Here is a 19,092-nt window from a genome sequence, read left to right on the forward strand (position 1 = left end):
TCTACTACAGGCAGCGGTTTAGCACGCCGGCAGCAACCGGTTAAGATTCAGTTTTTTATTTTCAGCAAACGACCAGCAGCTTCACTCCTATTCCTCCTCGCCCACCGGCCCATCCGTGCGGTTGGTAACCGTGTCGGTGGGCTGTGTGGTGCTGGGCACCAGGGAGCTGCGGCCGGCGGTTTTGCCTTTCGGCGCAGGCGTGGTTTTGGTGGTGCCGGGCTTGGTGGTAGCGGGCTTGGCCGGGGCGGGTTTGGTGCCGCCGGCCGGGGTTTCGCCGGGCAGCGCGGCCAGCCGTTGCTTGGCGCCGGCAATCACCTCAGCCACCGGAAACTTGTTATCGATGATGGAATTGAGCGTGGCGCGGGCCTGGAAATTCTCCCCCTGCGCGGCGTAGATGTCGGCAATCAGCAGGAAGCCCCTGCCCTGCCACAGCTCGTAGTTCGAGGTGTTGGTCTTGTAGGCCGCATCCAGCGCTTCGGGGTATTTCTTCTGCTGAAACAGCGCGTCGGCCACCAGATACTGTGCCTCGGCGCCGTTTTCGTCGGCGGCGGCCGTAGTAGCCGCCGTGTTCAGCTCCGCAATGGCCTGGTCGTAGTTGCCGGCTTTGAAGCTGGCTTTGCCCAGGTAGAGCAGCGCGGCGTTGGTAGCCGTCGGCGACGCGGCCTGCGCCTGTAGTTCCTGGGCTACGCGGCGGGTGCCTTCCAGGTCGCCGCTTTCGTAGTAGCTTTTCATCAGGCCCAGCCCGGCGTTGGCTATTTCGCGCTTGTTCTGCGAGGAGGTGCGCAAGCGGCCGTAGTAGATGATAGCCTCCGGATAGTTCTTGTTCTCGAACTCCAGATCCGCCACCCGGCCCACGGCGCGGTTCACAAACTCCGACTTGCCTTCCTGCACTACGGCTTTCAGCTTAGGCAGGGCCTCGGCCTTTTTGCCGGTGCGCAGCAGCGCGTCGGCCAGGAAATAGCGGCCATCGGCGGCCAGCGCGTTGTCGGGGTACTGCTTCAGGTACGACTCCAGGCGCGGAATGGCTTGGGCGTATTTCTCGGCCAGATACAGCGACTTGGCCGCCTCAAACTCCACGCTTTCGGTGGCTTTGCTGTCGGGGTTCTGCTGCTTGAACTGGGCCAGATATTGGTCGAATTCCTCGGTCTTGCCCTGCGCTGACAGGCTTTCCTGCAGCGAGTAGATGGCACTGCTGGCCGCCTTGGTGCGCGGATACTGGCTCAGCACTTGCTTGAAGTCCGTGGCGGCCTTCTCGTGCTGGTCCAGGTTGGCGTAGGCCACGCCGCGCTTGTGCAGCGCCTGCGGAATCAGCTGGGAGTTGGGGCGGTTGGCAATCAGCTTCGAGAAACCATCCACGGCCTGCTGGAATGAGCCGGCCTCGAAATCGAGCTGCGCCTGCTGGTACACGGCATCGTCGGCGTAGCGCGACGTGGGCGACGTGCGCAGTAGCGTACCCAGAGTCTGGGCGGCTTCGTCGCGGCGGCCGAGCAGCCCCAGCACCACACTCTTCTGGTAGTAGGCGTAGTCTTTGTCGGCGGCATTGGCCGTGATGACCTTATTATAGAGGTCGAGGGCCTGCTGGTAGTTTTTGGCTACGTAGTAGGTGTCGGCCAGGCGCAGGGTCACGTCGTAGTAGTTGAGGTCGGCGGGCTTGGCCACCGGATCCTGCAGCCAGGCCTGGAACTGCGGCCGGGCCCGGTCGTACTGCTGGGTGTTGTAGTAGGCGTAGCCGAGGCCATAGCGGGCCTTTTGCTCGAAATCCTTCTCGCTGGCCGTGACGCCGCCCTGCCGGGCCGTGCGGGCCGCGGCGGTGTAGGCCGTAATGGCATCGGGGTACTTCTGGCCCACGCTGTAGATTTCGCCCTTCAGCACCTGGGCGGCGGCGCGCAAGGCGTCGTCCTGCGGGTATTTCAGGCTCTTGTCGAGCAGCGGCAGGGCCTCGGAGTAGCGGCTGTTGTTGTAGAGCGTGGCCGCCTGCAGGTACGACACGCGCTGGTAGGTGGCGTTGAGCTTGGTGCTCCGGTCGTCGAGGTTGTCGAGGTAGTTGAGGGCCTGCGCGTAGTCGGAGGAGTTGAGGAAACTCTCGCTCAGGATGTCGTCGGCGGCTTCGCGGTTTTTGGAGCGCGGGTACTTCTTGCCGAAATCCTTGAGCGTGGCAATTACCTCGGGCGTGTTGCCCAGCTCGTAGTTGATCTGCGCGTATTTGAGCGTGGCGTTTTCGCTGATGTTCTTGTCGAACGTGGCCTTGCGGGCGGCATCAAACGAGTTTAGCGCGAGCTGCTTCTGGTTGGTTTGCAGGTAGCTCAGGCCCAGGTGGTAGGCGGCGTTCTGCCCCAGCGAATCGCGGCGGGCGGCTACACCTTTGAACGAGCCGATGGCTCCTTTGAAATCCCCCTGCTTGTAGTTGGCGTACCCGATTTTGTACTGCACCTCGGGCTCAATCTTCTTGCGGCCAGCGGCATACTTGTCGAAATACTCGGCGGCCTGTTTGAAATCCTGCTTCTGATAGTAGGCATCCCCTACCAGCAGCTGGATTTCATCAGCCGACTGCGGCGGCGGGGTCTGGGCCAGCGCCTTGGTGCCGTAGTCGATGAGGCCGTCGAAGTTGCCTTCCTTGTAATAGATCTGGCTCATCACGGCCGGCACCACGGGGCGGTAGGCATCGTTCTGCTCGGCCACCGCCAAATCCTGGCGGGCGCCGGGGTAGTCGCCGGCCCGGAATGCCAGGTAACCGGCGTAATAGGAACTGGCGTAGCGGTACTGGTGCGTGCCCTGCTTGTTGCGGTCGAACTGCAGCTTGGCCTTGTCGAACTCCTTCTGCGCGAAGTAGCTGTAGCCAAGCTTAAACTCCGACTCGGCGCGCTGCTCCAGCGTGAGGTTGTCGGCGCCCACACGCTGCAGGTAGTCGATGGACTTGGCATAGTCCTTCTTATCGAAATAGAACTTGCCCAACTCGAAGAAAGCCACAGCCGCCTTGGGATGAGCCGGATTTTGCGTGGCAAAAGACAGAATCCGGTCCTCGGCGTCGGGATGAAACAGGTAGAGGCCGGCTACGGCGTAGTAGTATTCGGCGTCGATGGTTCGGTCGCGCAGCTCACCGGTGCGACGCTGCGTGAGGTCGAGGTAGCGCTGAAAAGCCTGCTGGGCGGCGCCGTACTTGCCACGGTCGAACAGTTCCAGACCTTCCTGAAAATGGCGCTCGTCGGAGGCGAACACCTGGGTTTGCTGGGCTTGGGCGGCCAGCGGCGCCGCGGCGCCAAGGGAGGCGGCCAGCGCAATCCGGGGGATAAACTTCATTGCTCGGCGTTACGGGAAGCGGCCCAGTAGGGCCGGATATGGCCAAAAGTAGCGAAAAACCCGCTTGGGTTGCGGCAGAATTGCCTTTTAGCTGCTTCTAACGCGCCAGTGGGTGGGTTTGGTGTAACCGGCCGGGTGACGGCGCCCCTCGGCACGGTGCTTTTTCGCCGAATACTTTCTTGCAGCCTGTCGTTTGTAAACTATTTTTATATTTACATAAATAAGTCACAATTCGACACATGAATGATGTGACTTATAAAAATAATTAAAAAAATAATTCACAAAGCACTTCTTTTCTGCGTATATGCCGCGTCCGGCCGCTTTTTCTGATTCTGTACTGTCCCGAGTGCGGGCCTGGTTTGGCCTGCACCTGCACGAGCTGGCCCTGTACCTGGGCGTGAGCAAGGCCCTGATTCACGCCATCGAGGCTGGGCAGCGCCCCCTCACGCCAGCCGTGCGCACCGCCCTGCAGCCGCTGCTGCTGCAGCTGCCGCCGCCTAACGTGCCGGTCACAGTTGGCGGCACGGCCCTGCCGCCCACCACGCCCCTCCCCGATGCGGCCGAGCTGGAGCAGCGCCGCCGCCAGTGCCTGCACCGCGCCGCCCGCCTGCTCCAGGAAGCCGATGCCCTGACGGCCCGCGCCTACATAGCGGCCCGCTGGGCGGCGGCCCTGCCCGCCCTGCTCCCACCCGAAGACCCGGCCGCCACCGCTGCCGCGCCCGCCACGCCGGCCAGCCAGGCGCTGGCCGCCGCCCTGGCCCTGGCCTACGCCCCCCACGACCCGGCCCGCGCGCCCGCTCACGCCCGCTGGCTGCGGGGCTGGCTCACGCACCGCGCGCAGTCCCTGACGGCCGCCGAGGCCACGCGCCTGCACCGCCTACGCGCCCAGGCTGCCGGCCTGCAGGCCGAAGCCGCCGCCCTGGCCGCTACCATACCGCCGGCGTAGTCCGCCAAGTCAGTACCCCGAAGCGGCGCTTCGGCCACGCGCGCCACTTGGCCATCGGTCAACGGCCGAAGCGCCGCTTCGGGGTACAGCGGGCCTTCTTGATTACCTGACGGCCGCGCTGGCCGGCATTGCCGACCGCCGGGCCAAGCTCAGCGCCTAGCCGGCCGGCACGACGCCGCTGCTCTTCAATAAAGAAGCCCCCGGCACCGTGTGCCGGGGGCTTCTTTGTGTGGTGCTGAACCCGCGCGGGAACTACTGCCGCTCCAGCGTCACCTCGTCGCGGGTAAAGTCGATGCGGCTTTTGTCTACCGGGCCGCGGCATTCCAGCACGCGGGGCGGCGCCAGCTTGCCTTTCGGGCCGGTCTGCACCTGGGCCTCCCCTACTATGTCCAGCACGGCCACGGTTTCGCCGTTGAGGCGCAGCTCCCACTGGCCCGGCTGCACCACCCCCGTCAGGTAGCCGATGAAGAAGGTTTCTTTGGGAGATACCGGAATGATGTCGAGGACTTGCATAAAGGAGGGAATGTTTTACAAAACGTCATGCTTCTGCAAGCTCAGCATGACACTAGTTCTACTCAGCCCACATCCTCCGCCTTGATGCGGCTGTCGAAGCTGAACGCCTCGCGGGCCACGATGCGGATACGCTTGAAATCGGGGTGGCGGGTGTGCAGGATGTAGTTGAACTCCTGCGGCACGATGGACGAAGGCACCCGCAGCACGGCCGCGCTGCGCCGCTCATACCACGCGTCGCCGAGGGGCTGGCAGAGGCTGTAGCGGCTGGCTTTTTCCCAGCCGGCGGGCAGTTGGGCGGCCGATATTTCCTCCACGGCCACGTCATCGGGCACATCAATCACGAGCACCCGAAACGGGTCGTTGAGGCCTTCGCCGCTCCGGTGCACCACGTTTTCGAGGCAGGCCAGGGCGCGGGAAGCCGCCGTATAAATCACGAATTTGTCTTGGGTGTTCCAGCGGGCACGGCGGCCGGAGGCAAACAGGTCGTCGGCGTATTTGGCCAGGCAGATGCGGTATACCTGCATCGTTAGGCCAGGTCGCCGTAGGCAATGCGCGTCAGCTCCTCCTCTACCAGGTTAATGCCGCCGCTGGTTTCGAGCAGGCGCAGCGGCACCTCGCCATCGAGGCCGTGGGCCGGCTTGCTCAGCCAGCGCAAAAACGCCGCCGCATCACCAAATACCTCAATGCCGGTTTCGTAGAGCGCAATGATCTTGAGCGTCTTCTCGCTGCTGGAGGCGTTCAGGTTGCGGTTTTCCTGGGTGTAGCTGCGCAGCGTTTTGGTGGAAAGCTCATAGATGGCCTCCAGCTGGCTGGCCTGCAGCTGAAACGCATCGGCTACCTCGAAAGCCGTAGCGGCCGGCAGGCCTTTGCGCGCTTCCATCACTAGGGCAAACGAATCCTGCCCGGTACGGCTCCAGGCCGCCCATTTCTTCCGCAAAGGCGCAGGAAGCGTAGTCGTGACTTTGGGTTTTGCGAGCGTAGTGGCCATGGCAATAAAGAAATCAGCAGTCGAAGCTATGGAAATTTTTCTTCTTAACGCGGAAAAATTTCTTTTGGTTCGACTGCCGCCTGTCATCCTGAGCCTGCGAAGGACCTTACCACGTCTGGAGTACTGTCAAAGAATACCGTTTAGAGGTGAGAAAGTCCTTCGCAGGCTCAGGATGACAGGCGGTGTATACTTCAGGCCCCTACCACCGCATGCAGCGGTACGGGGTGGATGATGAGCCAGATCAGCTCCCGCAGGATTTCGCCGTCGGTCATAGAGCCCGAGTTGATGCCTTTGCTCTGGGCGTCGGCGCGGCGGATGAGGTGCACGATGTCGCGGGTGCGGTGAAAGTCGAACACCTTCAGACCGGTCTGGTAGTCGCGGCGCTGCATGGGAAAGCGCAGGCCCATCTTCAGCCAGTCGGCCTCCGAGGGGTTGGGGTTCTGGTGCAGCACCAGCAGGCGGGAAAAGTAGTTGAACAGCAGCGTCAGGTTCGGGATGAGCGGGTTGTTCTTGGGGTTGGCCTCAAAGTAGAGCAGGATGCGGTTGGCCTTGAGCACGTCGCGGCGCACCAGGGCGCTCTGCAGCTCGAAGATGTTGTACTCCTTGCTGATGCCCACCATGCGCTGCACCAGGTCCTCATCAATGCTGTGGCCGGGCAGCAGGTTGATGAGCATTTTGTCTACCTCGTTGGTGAGGCGGCTTAGCTCGCCCCCGATGTACTCGGCCAGCATGAGAGTGGCCTGGGGCGTGATCTGCTGGTTTTGCGAGCGCACGTACTGGCTGAGCCAGGGCGCCACCTGGTTGTCGTAGATCTTTTTGCTGGTGAGCAGCACGGTGCCGGCCGGGGCGGGCTCCTTCTTGTCGCCGGCCAGCAGCTTGCCCAGCTTCTTGCGGGCGTCCAGGGTTTTGTGCTTGTAGCAAAACACCAGCACGGTGCTTTGCAGCGGATTGCGCAGGTATGCCTCCAGAAACGGCCACGTCTTTTCGTTTTCCAGGTCGACCACGGCCTGCGCCTCCTTCACAATAACCACCGAGCGTTCCGCCATCATTGGGAAGCGCTTGGCCTGGCCCAGGATGCCGGCCACGTCGGTGTCCTTGCCGTAGAGCACCACCTGATTGAAGCCCTTTTCGTGCTCCTGCAGTACGGTTTTCTCTAGCAGGTCGGCTACCAAGTCAATATAGTACGGCTCCTCCCCCTGCAGAAAGTACACGGGCGCAAACTGCCGCTGCTGGAGCTGCTTCAGGATTTCGTCGGGCGTGAGGGTCAATGTTTAATTAGTAATGAGCAATTAGTAATTAAGAATTTGTGCGGGCGCACTGGTGGACACCTTTGTAATTCTTCCTGCCCAAAGGTACGGCCTGCCTCTTACCTTTGCCGAACAGCTTTGGAAGAATTGGGCTGGCCTACCGGGCACGGCTCACGCACGCTGCGGCACTTCCCGCCGCACCGCTGCCCCAATTCTTAATTCCTAATTCTTAATTACTAATTCCACTTTGAACCTAATCGACGAACTGCGCTGGCGGGGCATGTTTCACGACATGATGCCCGGCACCGAGGAGCACCTGCTGAAGAACGCGCCTATCACCGGCTACATCGGCTTCGACCCTACCGCGCCTTCACTGCACATCGGCAACCTGGCCACGATTATGCTGCTGGTGCACCTGCAGCGCGCCGGCCACCGGCCGCTGGCGCTGGTAGGCGGCGCCACCGGCATGATTGGCGACCCCTCGGGCAAATCGGCGGAGCGTAACCTGCTCGATGAGGAGGCCCTGCGCCGCAACCAGGCCGGCATTCAGGCTCAGTTGAAGAATTTCCTGGTGTTCGACGACTCGCCCACCGGGGCCCGCGTCATGAACAACTACGACTGGTTTAAGGACTTCGGCTTCCTGCAGTTTCTGCGCGAAGTGGGCAAGCACCTCACCGTAAACTACATGATGGCCAAGGATTCGGTGAAGCGCCGCATCGGCGGCAACGAGGAATCGGGGGCCGAGGGCATCAGCTACACCGAGTTCAGCTACCAGCTGCTGCAGGGCTACGACTTCTACCACCTCTACAAAGAGCTGGGCACCACCCTGCAAATGGGCGCCAGCGACCAGTGGGGCAACATCACGACGGGCACGGAGCTGATCCGGCGCATGTCGGGCGGCGAAGGCAAGGCCTACGCCCTCACCGGCCAGCTCATCACCAAGGCCGACGGCACCAAATACGGCAAGAGCGAAACCGGCACCGTGTGGCTCGACCCGGCCATGACGTCGCCGTACCAGTTCTACCAGTTCTTCCTGAATGCCGCCGACGCCGACGTGCCGCGCCTGATCCGGGTGTTCACGCTGCTGAGCCAGCCGGAAATCGAAGCGCTGGAAGCCGAGCACGCCCAGGCCCCTCACCTGCGCACTCTGCAGAAAGCACTGGCCCAGGACGTGACCATCCGCGTGCACGGCCAGGCCGCCTACGAGGCGGCCGTAGCGGCCTCGCAGGTGCTGTTCGGCGGTGGCGAGCTGAGCAGCCTCGACGAAGCCACCTTGCTCGACGTGTTTGCCGGCGTACCGCACGTAGAAGTGCCGCGCGCCGAGCTGGAAGGTCAGGACGCCCTCACACTGCTGAGCACGGCTTCCGGCAACGTCATCTTCTCTTCCAAGGGCGAGGCCCGCAAAATGGTGCAGAACAACGGCGTGAAGCTCAACCGGCAGAAAGTCACGCTGGAGCAGACCGCCCAGGCCGTGGCCCCGCTGCTGGGCAAGTATCTGGTAGCACAGAAAGGCAAAAGCTACTTTCTAATTAAGCTGGTGTAATCCGGCCTGCCCCAAAGAAAAGGCCCTACCGAACTATCGGCAGGGCCTTTTTGTGAGTGTAGCTACCACGCAGGGCGTGGCACCAGACTACTTCTTTTTGGCAGCGGGAGCAGCCTTCTTGGCAGCAGCGGGAGCAGCTTTCTTAGTAGCCGGAGCAGCTTTGCCAGCAGCCGGAGCAGCACCAGCAGCGCTGTTCTTGGCGTTCTGTACTTCCGTACGGATGCTCTGCGCCATGTTCTTCAGCTCCTGCATGCCTTTGCGCACGCGGGTGCCGGCAGCCGAGTTGTTCTTGTCATAGAATTTCTCGAAGTCGCTTTCCAGGCCCATAACGAGGTCCTTGAGTTGGCTGAAATTGCTCATGTGAGAGGGGTTGTGTGGAGTGGAAAAATTAGTTTGAACGGGCCTAATATACAGGGATTTCAAATACAAGCAAGTTGACAAGTTTTTTTCTCAAAGCCGTTTCACAGCCCTCAAAGGCACTTTTAAGCTAAAATACCTCCTGTCCAGCTACCCTCAGCCTTCGCCTTGCTATCGGAATAGTCCTAAATACAAAAGCCGGCACCTTCTCAGGCGCCGGCTTTTGTATTTAGCGAAGCTCAAACTAGCCTTGGAGGCCGGCAGGAATCTCTGCTTTAGAATAAAGCCCTTTTGCAAGCTTCTCCTGCACTACTTCAAAGGCCTTAATGGTCATATCCACGTCATCCAGGGTATGGACTGCCGTTGGAATGATACGGAGCATGATAACGCCTTTCGGCACCACCGGATACACCACGATGGAGCAGAAAATGCCGTGATTCTCACGTAGATCGAAGGTTACCTGGGTTGCATCGGTCAGTTCGCCCTGCAGCAGCACCGGCGTAACGGGCGAGGAAGTAGAGCCGATATTGAAGCCTTTTTCGCGCAGGCCGCTTTGCAGGGCCCGCACGATGGTCCAGAGGTTTTCCTTCAGCTCGGGCTGGGTGCGCAGCAGCTCCAAACGCTTCAAAGCGCCCACTACGAGCGGCATGGGCAGGCTTTTGGCGAAAATCTGGCTGCGCATGTTGTAGCGCAAATATTCAATTACGTTCTCGGGGCCCGCCACGAAGGCACCAATGCTGGCCATGGACTTGGCAAACGTCGAAAAATAAAGGTCAATACCGTCCTGAATGCCCTGTTCTTCGCCCGTTCCGGCGCCCGTGGTGCCCATTGTGCCGAAGCCGTGCGCGTCATCCACGAACAAACGGAACTGGTATTTCTCCTTCAGAGCCACCACGCCGCGCAGGTCGCCTTGGTTGCCCGACATGCCGAACACGCCTTCCGTAATGACAAGGATGCCGCCGCCGGTTTCGTCGGTGATGCGCTTGGCGCGCTCCAGCTGCTTCTCCAGGCTGGCCATGTCGTTGTGCACGTACACGAAGCGCTTGCCGGCGTGCAGGCGTACCCCGTCGATGATGCAGGCGTGCGACTCAGCGTCGTACACAATCACGTCGTGGCGGTTCACCATGGCGTCGATGATGCTCACTACGCCCTGGTAGCCAAAGTTGAGCAGCATGCAGTCGGGCTTCATCACAAACTCGGCCAGCTCGTTTTCCAGCTGCTCGTGCAGGTTGGAATTGCCAGACATCATGCGCGCCCCCATGGGCAGCGCCATGCCGTATTCGGCAGCGGCCTCGGCATCGGCTTTGCGCACTTCGGGGTGGTTGGCCAGGCCCAGATAATTATTCAGGCTCCAGGTAAGCACTTCCTTGCCGCGGAAAATCATGCGGGGTTTGATTTCGCCTTCCAGCTTGGGGAAAGCAAAATAGCCGTGCGCGTAATGCGAGTGAACACCCAGCGGGCCGCGGTTGGCGGCAATCTTCTCAAATAGATCCACGAAGGAACGGGTTGAATGTGAAAGGAAACGAGCGGCTGTCCGCGAAGGGCTAACCGCCGGGGAATGTACAAAGTTGTGGCAATCCGCAAAGGTAGCCGCTGGCCGGCAGGCTTCCAACCTTCCGGGAATTGGGCGGCGCGGTTTTATGGTCCGGTTGGAATGGCGTTTCTTTGGGTAATTAAAAGGCATTGCTCACGCACTCCGGTTCCCAGGGCTGAAGCCCTGGGCTAGTTAGCGGACTTGCCGTTTTTCGCTGCGTAGCCCAGGGTTTCAGCCCTGGGATGCCGGGGCCGCCTGCTCTATCAGTTCCTTCTCTCCCACCCGCTCCACCTCTCTCCCGATGAAGAAAATCACCAAGCTACTGGTTGCCAACCGCGGCGAAATTGCCCTGCGCGTGCTGCGCTCGGCCAAGGAAATGGGCCTCCAGACCGTGGCCATCTACTCTGAGGCTGACCGCAACGCCCTGCACGTGCGCTACGCCGACGAGGCCGTGTGCGTGGGCCCGCCCGCCAGCAAAGACAGCTACCTGCGCGGCGACAAAATCCTGGAAGTCTGCCGCCAGTTGGGCGTGGATGCCATTCACCCCGGCTATGGCTTCCTGAGCGAAAACGCCGAGTTTGCCCGCATGGTCACGGAGGCCGGGCTGATTTTCGTGGGGCCTTCGCCAGAGGCCATGAACGTGATGGGCGACAAGCTCTCGGCCAAGCAGGCCGTGAAAGCCTACAACATTCCGCTGGTGCCCGGCACCGACGAAGCCATTTCCGACGTGGAAGAGGCCAAGCGCATTGCGGCCACCGTGGGCTTCCCCATCCTGATCAAGGCCTCGGCCGGCGGCGGCGGCAAGGGCATGCGCATCGTAAATTCGGCCGAGGATTTCGAGGAGCAGATGCAGCTGGCCATCAACGAGGCCACCTCGGCTTTCGGCGACGGCTCGGTGTTCATTGAGAAGTTCGTGACCGGCCCGCGCCACATCGAAATTCAGGTCCTGGGCGACGAGCACGGCAACATCGTGCATTTGTTTGAGCGGGAATGCTCGATTCAGCGCCGCCACCAGAAGGTGATTGAGGAAGCGCCTTCCTCGGTGCTCACGCCCGAGCTGCGCGCCGAAATGGGCCGTTGCGCCGTGGACGTGGCCCGCGCCTGCAACTACACCGGCGCCGGCACCGTGGAGTTCCTGCTGGACGACCAGCGCAACTTCTACTTTCTGGAGATGAACACCCGCCTGCAGGTGGAGCACCCCGTGACGGAGCAGATTACGGGCCTCGATCTGGTGAAGGAGCAGATTAAAGTGGCCCAGGGCCTGCCTTTGGCCTTCAGCCAAGACGAGCTGAGCATCACCGGCCACGCCCTGGAGCTGCGCGTATACGCCGAGGACCCGCAGAACAACTTCCTGCCCGACATCGGGACGCTGACCACCTACGTGCGCCCCCAGGGTCCCGGCGTGCGGGTAGACGACGGCTTCGAGCAGGGCATGGACATCCCGATTTACTACGACCCGATGATTGCCAAGCTCGTCACCTTCGGGGCTACCCGCGAGGAGGCCATTGCCCGGATGCTGCGCGCCATTGAGGAGTACCAGATTACCGGCATCGAAACCACGCTGGGCTTCGGCCGCTACGTGCTGCAGCACCCGGCTTTCGTGAGCGGCAACTTCGACACCAACTTCATCCGCGACCATTTCCCGGCCGACGCCCTGAAACCCGCCGCCCCCGATGAAGCCACCGCCAGGCTCGCCGCCGTCCTCACCGCCATGCTCCTGACGGAGAAGAAACCCGCAACTCCCGCCGCCGCCGATGCGCCAGCCGCCACCGGCTCAGCCTGGAAGCGCAACCGGCTGGGGGCGCGGTAGTGGATGTAGTTTTCGCAGAATTGGAAAAGCCCGGCTATTAGCCGGGCTTTTCGCTTTAGTTCTATATTCTTGAGTGACCTGCCTAATTGGGAAAGCCACGTGGGTATTGTATCGTGGGGGTTATTTACGGAGTAGGTCTACGTAATTCTTAATACTTGTCTTCAAGTTAGCTAAATGCTCTTCTCCTTCTTTAGATTCAGCAAAAGAGCCTTTGCTGAATCGGTAGTAGACAGATACAAGGTTGATAAGAATGAAAACATCTTTCATAAAATCTTTTATGTAATTAGCATCAGCAAATAACACCTCAGCAGGTAACCTTAAGCGTCTGCCTTTGTCTAAGAGAAAGATTGGATTCGAGAGCACCAACTTATCATCAGCGCCGCTAATGATGCCATCATCGTGCTTGACTTTATTGCAGATGAGTCGGATCCGATTGATTTTGGGGTTAATGTCCTTTTTCAGATCAGTACGCAAAAGGCCAAACTCGGAATGCAGGAATTTGAAAATGTTCTCAAATTTGTATTCCTCATCATCTTCGAGGTAGGTTTCTTTGATGACGGAACGTTGATTACCGACGCCTTCCACGAAAATTTCCAATTTGTGATATAAGCCCACATATCCTAAGCGAACTGTTTCGTAAACGTTTTCCTTCAAGTCTTCGTCCGTTAAGTCAAAAAAGGATTTGTACTTAGAGGAAGCTACTTGCTTTCTCGCATCCACTGTTGATTTATTCGCAGCCGGTAGATAATGGGTTTTGAACAGACCAATGAAGTTCTGCAAGTCAGCTATATGGCGGATGAAAAAGTCCAGCAGACGGAGATTTTCTGGTTCTCTCAGGAATAAATCCGAATTCTTGCCTTGAAGGATTGTTCCTGCTACAGCATCAATCAGGTTGTCAATAGCGTTGACTGGCTTCTTCTTTGTAGACATATTTACTCTGTAGTCGTCTAGAATATCGGTGACAGCACACAATTTATATGTGCTAAAGAAAGAAATTTCCCCCGCAGTTGCTCGGTATAGCCGAGCGACTGCGGGGAAGCGGTAAGAAGCAGTACTTCCCCGCAGCCGGGCGGCACTTATTCTATCGTTCAACGATGAGATGCAAGTATGCGTCTCTACACGGGTGGGGCGGTTAGTTTGTAGGGTTGCGGATAAAAATAAGAGCAACCCTACAACATTTCCTTATGGCCCGAAAAGCCCTTCCCTCCAGCAGCCTCACGGCAGCGGTCCGCACCCATTTTGGGCTTACTCAGGAAGAGCTGGGCCGGTTTGTGGGCGTGAGCGGAGCGGTGGTGGCGCACGTAGAGGCCGGGCGGCGTTAGTCGTTCTGCCAGAGGAGGCAAAGCCTCCCGGTAATGACTGGCACGAGTTACGCTCCGCTAAACTCGCGCCAGTCAGTCACCAAACTGCCGCACGGCCTGCATCATTAACTCATTCAGGCTGATGACGCAGGCCGTGCGGCAGTTTGGTGAGGACACAAGCCTGTCTAAATAGCCTCCAGCCCCGGCAGCCCAAGCACCGCCGCCGCCCGCCGCGCTACCGCCATAACGCTGGCGACGTCCGGGCCGGTGATGGTCAGGTGGCCCATTTTGCGGCCGGCGCGGGCTTCCACTTTGCCGTACAGGTGCAGGTGCGTGCCCGGCAGGCGCAGCACGGATTGCCAGTCGGGCTCCCGCAATTGCCCGCTGGCATCCAGCCACACGTCGCCCAGCAGGTTGAGCATGATGGCCGGGGAGTGCTGGCGCGGCTGCGGCAAGGGCAGACCCGCCATGGCGTGCACCTGCAGGTCGAACTGCGAGGCGTCGCAGGCGTCGAGGGTGTAGTGGCCGCTGTTGTGGGGGCGCGGGGCCATTTCGTTGACCACCAGGCCGCCGTCGGCGCTGCCGTCGTCCACCACAAAAAACTCCACGCACAGCACCCCCACGTAGCCCAAATGCCGGGCAATGGCCACGGCCGCCTCCCGGGCCCGGTCGGCCAGAGCGGGCGGCAGCGCGCCTTCGTAAGCGTGCGTCACGGCCAGAATACCCCCGACGTGCACGTTACGCTGCGGGGCGAAGCTGACCACCTGCCCGTCCCAGCCGCGCGCTACCAGCACCGAGCACTCGGCGGTGAGCGGCAGCATTTTTTCCAGCACGCAGGCGGTGTGGCCCAGCTCGGCCCAGGCGGCGGCCAGCGCCCCGGCGGTCTGCACGCGCACCTGGCCCTTGCCATCGTAGCCCATACGGGCGGTTTTCAGGATGCCGGGCAACAAATCTGCCCGCTCAGCCAGCACGGCCTGCAGCTGGGCCGGCGTTTCCAGCACCAGGTAGGGCGCGCAGGTCACCCCCGACACGTCGGCGCAGGCCGTAAAGTGCGCTTTTTCCTCGATGCGGTTTTGGGCAATAGCCACCACGGCCGCGCCGGGGGCCACGGGTCGGGTGTGGGCCAGCGTGTGCAGGGTCTCGGCGGGCACGTTTTCAAACTCGGTGGTGATGGCTTGGCAGAGCTGGGCCAGCTGCGCCAGTCCGGCCGGGTCGTCGTAGCCGGTCTGGATGTGATGGTGGCTGACCAGCCCGGCGGGACTTTGCGGATCGGGCTCCAGCACGGCGGTGAAATAGCCCAGGCGCTGGGCAGCGTGCACAAACATGCGGCCCAGCTGACCGCCGCCCAGCACGCCCAGCGTGGCCCGCTGGCCGGCGGCATCCGTGCTGCCCGGGAAAATCGGCGTCATGGTCGTCAGGTCAGTTCCCTGGCTCATAGCGGCAGCGTCATGGCGCGGGCGGCTTCGGTCTGGGCGACCCGGAACGCTTGCAGCTTGTCCGCCAGAGCAGCATCGTGCAAAGCCAGCTGGCTGACCGCAAACAGCGCGGCATTGGCCGCACCGGCGTTGCCAATGGCAAACGTGGCCACCGGCACCCCCTTGGGCATCTGCACGATGCTGTGCAGCGAATCAACGCCCTGCAAATGGCGGCTGGCTACCGGCACGCCCAGCACGGGCACGGTGGTTTTGGCGGCCAGCATGCCCGGCAGGTGGGCCGCCCCGCCCGCGCCGGCAATAATGGCCTGTAAGCCGCGCGGACCGGCTTGTTCGGCGTAGGCAAACAAATCGTCGGGCATGCGGTGGGCTGACACCACGCGGGCTTCGTGGGCCACGCCGAATTCCGTGAGAATCTGCACGGCGTGCTGCATGGTGTCCCAGTCGCTGCTGGAGCCCATGACGACGCCGATTAAGGGTTTGGGGGTATTGGAGGAGGAAGTAGTACTCATCGAAATTTGTTGGTCGTCATGCTGAGCGAAGCCGAAGCATCTCTACCGATTCAGTAGCTCATTTAGGTTGTTCCATCTGTCAATTAATTCAGCTGCTGATGGATTAATGTCGACTACTTCAGTTTCGTAGTCGAATAGGACTGAAACAATAGCCGCCACATCTTCAGCGGCTAAGCTGACCCGATAGAAATCGGAGAAGTGTTCCAGTGGAGCATTATGCAAACGGGGTTTGTCAATCTTGCCGTTTGACAGAATGCGGGTAACAAGGTCAGCAAGATCCGCTTGACCACGTTGCGCCAAAACTTTGCGTGTGTCATTCAGAGTGGCAAAATCCAGAACGTTTCCGTGTTCTTTCATCTGCTTATACTGATTTGCATCCATTGCTTTAATGGGTCGAGTGAAACAACTCAACGAAGCGGTAGAGATACTTCGCTGCGCTCAGCATGACGTTATTATTTATCCGAGCGTTGCTATTCCCGCTCCAGCAGGATTTCGGAGCCCAGAATCACCAGGTCCACCCGGCCTTGCAGCGTCTGGTTGATGAAGGGCGTGTTCTGGGATTTGGATTTCATAAACTCCTTGGTGAAGGTAGTTTCAGCCTCAGTATCGAACAACACGCAGTTGGCTTCCTGGCCGACTTCAATGGCGGCTACCGGCAGGCCCATCAGGCGGCGGGGCTCGGCCGAATAGCGCTTCACTACCACATCCCACCCGAATTTGCGGGGCTCCACGAAGAAGTGGTAGAGCGAAACCAGGGCCGTATCCAGACCGGTAATGCCGTTGGGCGCGCTGATGAAATCCTGGGCTTTTTCGAACGGCGTGTGCGGGGCGTGGTCGGTGGCAATGAGGTCGAATACGCCTTCCTTGAGCCCTTCCAGCAGTGCGTCGCAGTCGGCCTGGGTGCGCAGCGGCGGGTTCATCTTGTAGTTGGTGTCGTAGTCGCCGATGTGCTCGTCGGTGAACAGCAGGTGGTGCGGGGCCACTTCCGCCGTCACCTTCACGTCGCCGCGCGACTTCCACCAGCGGATCGTCTCCATGCCCATCTTGCTGGATACGTGCTGAATATGCACGTGCGCGCCCGCCGCCCGGGCCAGGCGGATATCCCGGTCGATGATAATTTCCTCAGCGCAGGCCGGCGAGCCTTTGATACCGAGCCGGTAGCTCATCACGCCTTCGTTGAGGGCGCGCGGCCCGGCCAGCTCCGGCACCTCGCAGTGGCTGGCGAAAAACATCCCGAACTCGGTGGCATACTGCATGGCCCGCAGCAGCACGGCCGGGTCGGCGGTGGTGTCGCCGTCGTCGGTGAGCATGATCACGCCGAGCCGGTGCATGCCCTCAATTTCGGCCAGTTCCTTGCCCTCGCGGTTTTTGGTGACGCAGCCGGAGGTGTACACCGGAATGCGGGCGCGGTGCCGGGCATTGTCCAGCACGGTGGCAATGGCCGTTGCCGAGTCGAGCGCCGGGCGGGTGTTCGGCATCATCACCACGCCGGTAATGCCGCCATTGATGGCCGCTTCGCTGCCCGTGGTGATGGTTTCCTTGTTCTCGAAGCCGGGGGCGCGGAAGTGGACGTGGGCATCAAACATGCCCGGCAGTAGCACCCGGCCCCGCGCATCAATGACGCGGGCGCCCTCGGGAATAGCCAGGCTGGTACCGATTTGCTGAATGATTCCTTCAACAATCAGCACGTCGCTCTCAACAAGCACGGGGGAGTTTTCGGCGGCGATGCGGGCGTTTTGGAGCAGGAGCATGGAGGGAGAAGTGCGGAGAACCGGCAAAGGGGTGGGTAGAAGAGGTAAATACTTACTGTTGTGGAATGCTCAGTAGCGCGAACTTTGTAGTTCGCGTCCCCGCGCCGCTGGGCTGACTCTAACGGCGCGGGGACGCGAACCACAAAGTTCGCGCTACATCACTGATGAGCCGGCTTGCTGCCGGGCGGCATAGGCTTCCTGCCTCGGGAAATCCCCGCCCGGCGTCAGCCAGTCGAGCACGGCCATGCGAATGGAAATGCCGTTTTCGACCTGGTTAGTGATGAGGCTCCGCTCGTAGTCCATCACGGCGTCGCACAGCTCCACGCCCCGGTTCACGGGGCCGGGGTGCATGATGTAGAGACCTTTGTCGCGGATTTCCGCCAGCCGGGCGGTGGTGATGCCGTAGACCCGGTGGTATTCGCGGACGTTGGGGAAAAACTGCACGTCCTGGCGCTCCATCTGCACACGGAGCAGGTACACCACATCGGGCGCCCAGGCCATAGCCGCCTCGTAGTCGGTGAAGCGGGGAATAGTGGTCGGGCCGTACTTGGGCACTAAGGAGCCCGGGCCGAGGTACGCCACCTCCACGCCCAGCTTTTGCAGCAGTGTGCTGGTGGAGCGCGCCACGCGGGAATGGAGAATGTCGCCGATGATGAGGACTTTTTTGCCCCGGGGGTCGGGAAATTTTTCCTTGATGGTGAAGGCGTCCAGCAGCGCCTGGGTGGGGTGCTCGTGCGCCCCGTCGCCGGCATTGATGACCGAGGCTGTGGTTTGGCGGGCAATCATGGCGGGCAGGCCGGGGTGGCCGTGGCGCACGACGATGTAGTCGGTGCGCATAGCCTGCAGTGTCTCAATCGTCTCGCGCACCGATTCGCCCTTGGTGATGGAGGAGTGGGCGACGTCGAAGTTCGTTACCTCCGCTGAAAGGCGTTTGGCGGCCACCTCAAAGGAGGAGTGCGTCCGGGTGCTGGCCTCGTAGAACAGCATGAGCACGGATTTGCCCTCCAGGGCGGGGATTTTCTTCACCGAGCGGGTGAACAGCTTTTTGAAGGACGTGGATTGATCGAGCAAAAACTCGATTTCCTCCCGGTGAAGGGATGCAATGTCAAGGAGGTCTTTACGTGCCATACCGGAGATGAGGAAAAGTGAGGTTGTCGGACTAAAACGGACAATAGAAAGTCTTATCGGCTATTCCCTGGGCCGGAGAAACGAGCTACCCATGGGAGCCGGGGCGCGGGCCACCACCGCGCGTTGGGCGGAGTGGTAGCGTCTGACGAACCCAAGGGGCATAAAAAAACCGTTTCGGAATCCGAAACGGCGGTGGGGCAACAGGCAGAAAAAATAACGGAAACAGCAGCGGCAAAATCGGAAAAACCGACGGCGGCGAAGACCTTCTGGTCTACTCGCGGGTCCTTGCCGGGCAGGGTTCCACGCTTCATCAACAGGTTTTGGGGTTGAAGCATGCTGCAAAACTACGGCATTGTTACGCCCGGTAACGCATCGGTGCAGGTAATTTTTTCCATCCTGCTTTTCCCACCGTTCATTTTAGCCCCAACGGGGGCTATACTAGGCCGTTTTGCGGGCCGGCCACGTCAAAAATTCTGGTGGGCATTACTCCTTGCTTTACCAACGCCGGCCATCTTCCTGAAGTGGTCTAGATGCTCCTGACAGAGAAGCAATCGGGCGTTGCCGCCGATGCGCCGGCTGTTACCAGCTCCGCCTGGAAGCACAACCGATTGGAGTGTGGGGGAAGTAAGAATGCTCACATTGAGAAATCTACACATCCTGCCTGTTTATCTATTTTTCCTTATTCTCTTATAGTAATCATAAACAAGTGGACCATTCTTTCCCTCTTGGCCC

16 protein-coding genes and 1 pseudogene are annotated in these 19,092 nt (G+C 60.5%); 4 read left to right on the forward strand and 13 right to left on the reverse strand.

Annotated features, from left to right (window positions below):
• Positions 1 to 87 precede the first annotated feature (87 nt).
• Positions 88 to 3,297, reverse strand: coding sequence for a tetratricopeptide repeat protein (locus tag IC231_RS17170; protein ID WP_190785717.1), 3,210 nt, complete (start codon positions 3,295 to 3,297; stop codon positions 88 to 90).
• A 304-nt stretch (positions 3,298 to 3,601) separates the two neighbouring features.
• On the opposite strand from IC231_RS17170, the gene IC231_RS17175 reads away from it, so the two are divergent.
• Complete coding sequence (locus IC231_RS17175; RefSeq protein WP_190785718.1) at positions 3,602 to 4,243, forward strand: helix-turn-helix transcriptional regulator; 642 nt, start codon at positions 3,602 to 3,604, stop codon at positions 4,241 to 4,243.
• A 252-nt stretch (positions 4,244 to 4,495) separates the two neighbouring features.
• On the opposite strand, the gene IC231_RS17180 is transcribed toward IC231_RS17175, so the two are convergent.
• The 4 genes from IC231_RS17180 to holA form a co-directional block, all read right to left on the reverse strand.
• Positions 4,496 to 4,756, reverse strand: a complete 261-nt coding sequence (locus IC231_RS17180; RefSeq protein WP_190785719.1) for a hypothetical protein — start codon at positions 4,754 to 4,756, stop codon at positions 4,496 to 4,498.
• Positions 4,757 to 4,818: 62 nt separating this feature from the next.
• Complete coding sequence (locus IC231_RS17185; RefSeq protein ID WP_190785720.1) at positions 4,819 to 5,280, reverse strand: RES family NAD+ phosphorylase; 462 nt, start codon at positions 5,278 to 5,280, stop codon at positions 4,819 to 4,821.
• Positions 5,281 to 5,282: 2 nt separating this feature from the next.
• Entirely contained in the window at positions 5,283 to 5,744 is a 462-nt protein-coding gene (gene parS, locus IC231_RS17190) for a type II RES/Xre toxin-antitoxin system antitoxin (RefSeq protein WP_190785721.1), read from the reverse strand.
• A 191-nt stretch (positions 5,745 to 5,935) separates the two neighbouring features.
• On the reverse strand, positions 5,936 to 7,012 hold the full coding sequence (gene holA, locus IC231_RS17195) for a DNA polymerase III subunit delta (RefSeq protein WP_190785722.1): 1,077 nt from the start codon (positions 7,010 to 7,012) through the stop codon (positions 5,936 to 5,938).
• A 226-nt stretch (positions 7,013 to 7,238) separates the two neighbouring features.
• Between holA and tyrS the strand changes: the two genes are divergently transcribed.
• Positions 7,239 to 8,534: a tyrosine--tRNA ligase gene (gene tyrS, locus IC231_RS17200; protein WP_190785723.1), complete on the forward strand. Its 1,296-nt coding sequence runs from the start codon at positions 7,239 to 7,241 to the stop codon at positions 8,532 to 8,534.
• Positions 8,535 to 8,723: 189 nt separating this feature from the next.
• On the opposite strand, the pseudogene IC231_RS20390 reads toward tyrS, so the two are convergent.
• Positions 8,724 to 8,894 (reverse strand): annotated as a pseudogene (locus IC231_RS20390) (histone H1); the annotation flags it as partial.
• A gap of 241 nt (positions 8,895 to 9,135) precedes the next feature.
• Complete coding sequence (locus tag IC231_RS17210) at positions 9,136 to 10,386, reverse strand: aminotransferase class I/II-fold pyridoxal phosphate-dependent enzyme (RefSeq protein WP_190785725.1); 1,251 nt, start codon at positions 10,384 to 10,386, stop codon at positions 9,136 to 9,138.
• A 340-nt stretch (positions 10,387 to 10,726) separates the two neighbouring features.
• Here IC231_RS17210 and accC point away from each other — a divergent pair, with 340 nt between their 5' ends.
• Positions 10,727 to 12,235, forward strand: coding sequence for an acetyl-CoA carboxylase biotin carboxylase subunit (gene accC, locus IC231_RS17215; RefSeq protein ID WP_190785726.1), 1,509 nt, complete (start codon positions 10,727 to 10,729; stop codon positions 12,233 to 12,235).
• A 120-nt stretch (positions 12,236 to 12,355) separates the two neighbouring features.
• Here the strand turns inward: accC and IC231_RS17220 are convergent, their stop codons facing one another.
• The gene (locus tag IC231_RS17220) at positions 12,356 to 13,165 is read right to left on the reverse strand and encodes a hypothetical protein (RefSeq protein ID WP_190785727.1); all 810 of its coding nucleotides are present in this window, start codon (positions 13,163 to 13,165) and stop codon (positions 12,356 to 12,358) included.
• 254 nt (positions 13,166 to 13,419) lie between these two features.
• On the opposite strand from IC231_RS17220, the gene IC231_RS17225 reads away from it, so the two are divergent.
• Complete coding sequence (locus tag IC231_RS17225; protein WP_190785728.1) at positions 13,420 to 13,557, forward strand: helix-turn-helix domain-containing protein; 138 nt, start codon at positions 13,420 to 13,422, stop codon at positions 13,555 to 13,557.
• 164 nt (positions 13,558 to 13,721) lie between these two features.
• On the opposite strand, the gene IC231_RS17230 is transcribed toward IC231_RS17225, so the two are convergent.
• From IC231_RS17230 to IC231_RS17250, 5 genes are all read right to left on the reverse strand, one after another.
• Positions 13,722 to 14,972 carry a 5-(carboxyamino)imidazole ribonucleotide synthase gene (locus tag IC231_RS17230; protein WP_211539155.1) on the reverse strand — a complete coding sequence of 417 codons (1,251 nt, stop codon included), beginning with the start codon at positions 14,970 to 14,972 and terminating at the stop codon, positions 13,722 to 13,724.
• Positions 14,969 to 15,481: a 5-(carboxyamino)imidazole ribonucleotide mutase gene (gene purE, locus IC231_RS17235; RefSeq protein ID WP_190785729.1), complete on the reverse strand. Its 513-nt coding sequence runs from the start codon at positions 15,479 to 15,481 to the stop codon at positions 14,969 to 14,971. The genes IC231_RS17230 and purE overlap by 4 nt, the downstream gene beginning before the upstream one ends.
• Positions 15,482 to 15,523: 42 nt before the next feature.
• A complete protein-coding gene (locus tag IC231_RS17240) occupies positions 15,524 to 15,862 on the reverse strand; it encodes a hypothetical protein (protein ID WP_190785730.1) in 339 nt (112 codons plus the stop codon).
• Between the two features lie 89 nt (positions 15,863 to 15,951).
• The gene (locus IC231_RS17245) at positions 15,952 to 17,232 is read right to left on the reverse strand and encodes a dihydroorotase (protein ID WP_190785731.1); all 1,281 of its coding nucleotides are present in this window, start codon (positions 17,230 to 17,232) and stop codon (positions 15,952 to 15,954) included.
• A 153-nt stretch (positions 17,233 to 17,385) separates the two neighbouring features.
• On the reverse strand, positions 17,386 to 18,360 hold the full coding sequence (locus tag IC231_RS17250) for an aspartate carbamoyltransferase catalytic subunit (protein WP_190785732.1): 975 nt from the start codon (positions 18,358 to 18,360) through the stop codon (positions 17,386 to 17,388).
• Positions 18,361 to 19,092: the final 732 nt, after the last annotated feature.

Origin of the sequence: Hymenobacter duratus, from assembly GCF_014698995.1 — a bacterium.
In the GTDB taxonomy this organism is placed as follows: Bacteria; Bacteroidota; Bacteroidia; order Cytophagales; family Hymenobacteraceae; genus Hymenobacter; species Hymenobacter duratus.

Excerpts from the sequence above, each read along its gene's own strand:
- IC231_RS17170 (WP_190785717.1), bottom strand. The coding sequence starts at position 3,297 with ATGAAGTTTATCCCCCGGATTGCGCTGGCCGCCTCCCTTGGCGCCGCG.
- IC231_RS17175 (WP_190785718.1), top strand. The coding sequence starts at position 3,602 with ATGCCGCGTCCGGCCGCTTTTTCTGATTCTGTACTGTCCCGAGTGCGG.
- IC231_RS17180 (WP_190785719.1), bottom strand. The coding sequence starts at position 4,756 with ATGCAAGTCCTCGACATCATTCCGGTATCTCCCAAAGAAACCTTCTTC.
- IC231_RS17185 (WP_190785720.1), bottom strand. The coding sequence starts at position 5,280 with ATGCAGGTATACCGCATCTGCCTGGCCAAATACGCCGACGACCTGTTT.
- parS (WP_190785721.1), bottom strand. The coding sequence starts at position 5,744 with ATGGCCACTACGCTCGCAAAACCCAAAGTCACGACTACGCTTCCTGCG.
- accC (WP_190785726.1), top strand. The coding sequence starts at position 10,727 with ATGAAGAAAATCACCAAGCTACTGGTTGCCAACCGCGGCGAAATTGCC.
- IC231_RS17220 (WP_190785727.1), bottom strand. The coding sequence starts at position 13,165 with ATGTCTACAAAGAAGAAGCCAGTCAACGCTATTGACAACCTGATTGAT.
- IC231_RS17225 (WP_190785728.1), top strand. The coding sequence starts at position 13,420 with ATGGCCCGAAAAGCCCTTCCCTCCAGCAGCCTCACGGCAGCGGTCCGC.
- IC231_RS17230 (WP_211539155.1), bottom strand. The coding sequence starts at position 14,972 with ATGAGCCAGGGAACTGACCTGACGACCATGACGCCGATTTTCCCGGGC.
- purE (WP_190785729.1), bottom strand. The coding sequence starts at position 15,481 with ATGAGTACTACTTCCTCCTCCAATACCCCCAAACCCTTAATCGGCGTC.
- IC231_RS17240 (WP_190785730.1), bottom strand. The coding sequence starts at position 15,862 with ATGGATGCAAATCAGTATAAGCAGATGAAAGAACACGGAAACGTTCTG.
- IC231_RS17245 (WP_190785731.1), bottom strand. The coding sequence starts at position 17,232 with ATGCTCCTGCTCCAAAACGCCCGCATCGCCGCCGAAAACTCCCCCGTG.
- IC231_RS17250 (WP_190785732.1), bottom strand. The coding sequence starts at position 18,360 with ATGGCACGTAAAGACCTCCTTGACATTGCATCCCTTCACCGGGAGGAA.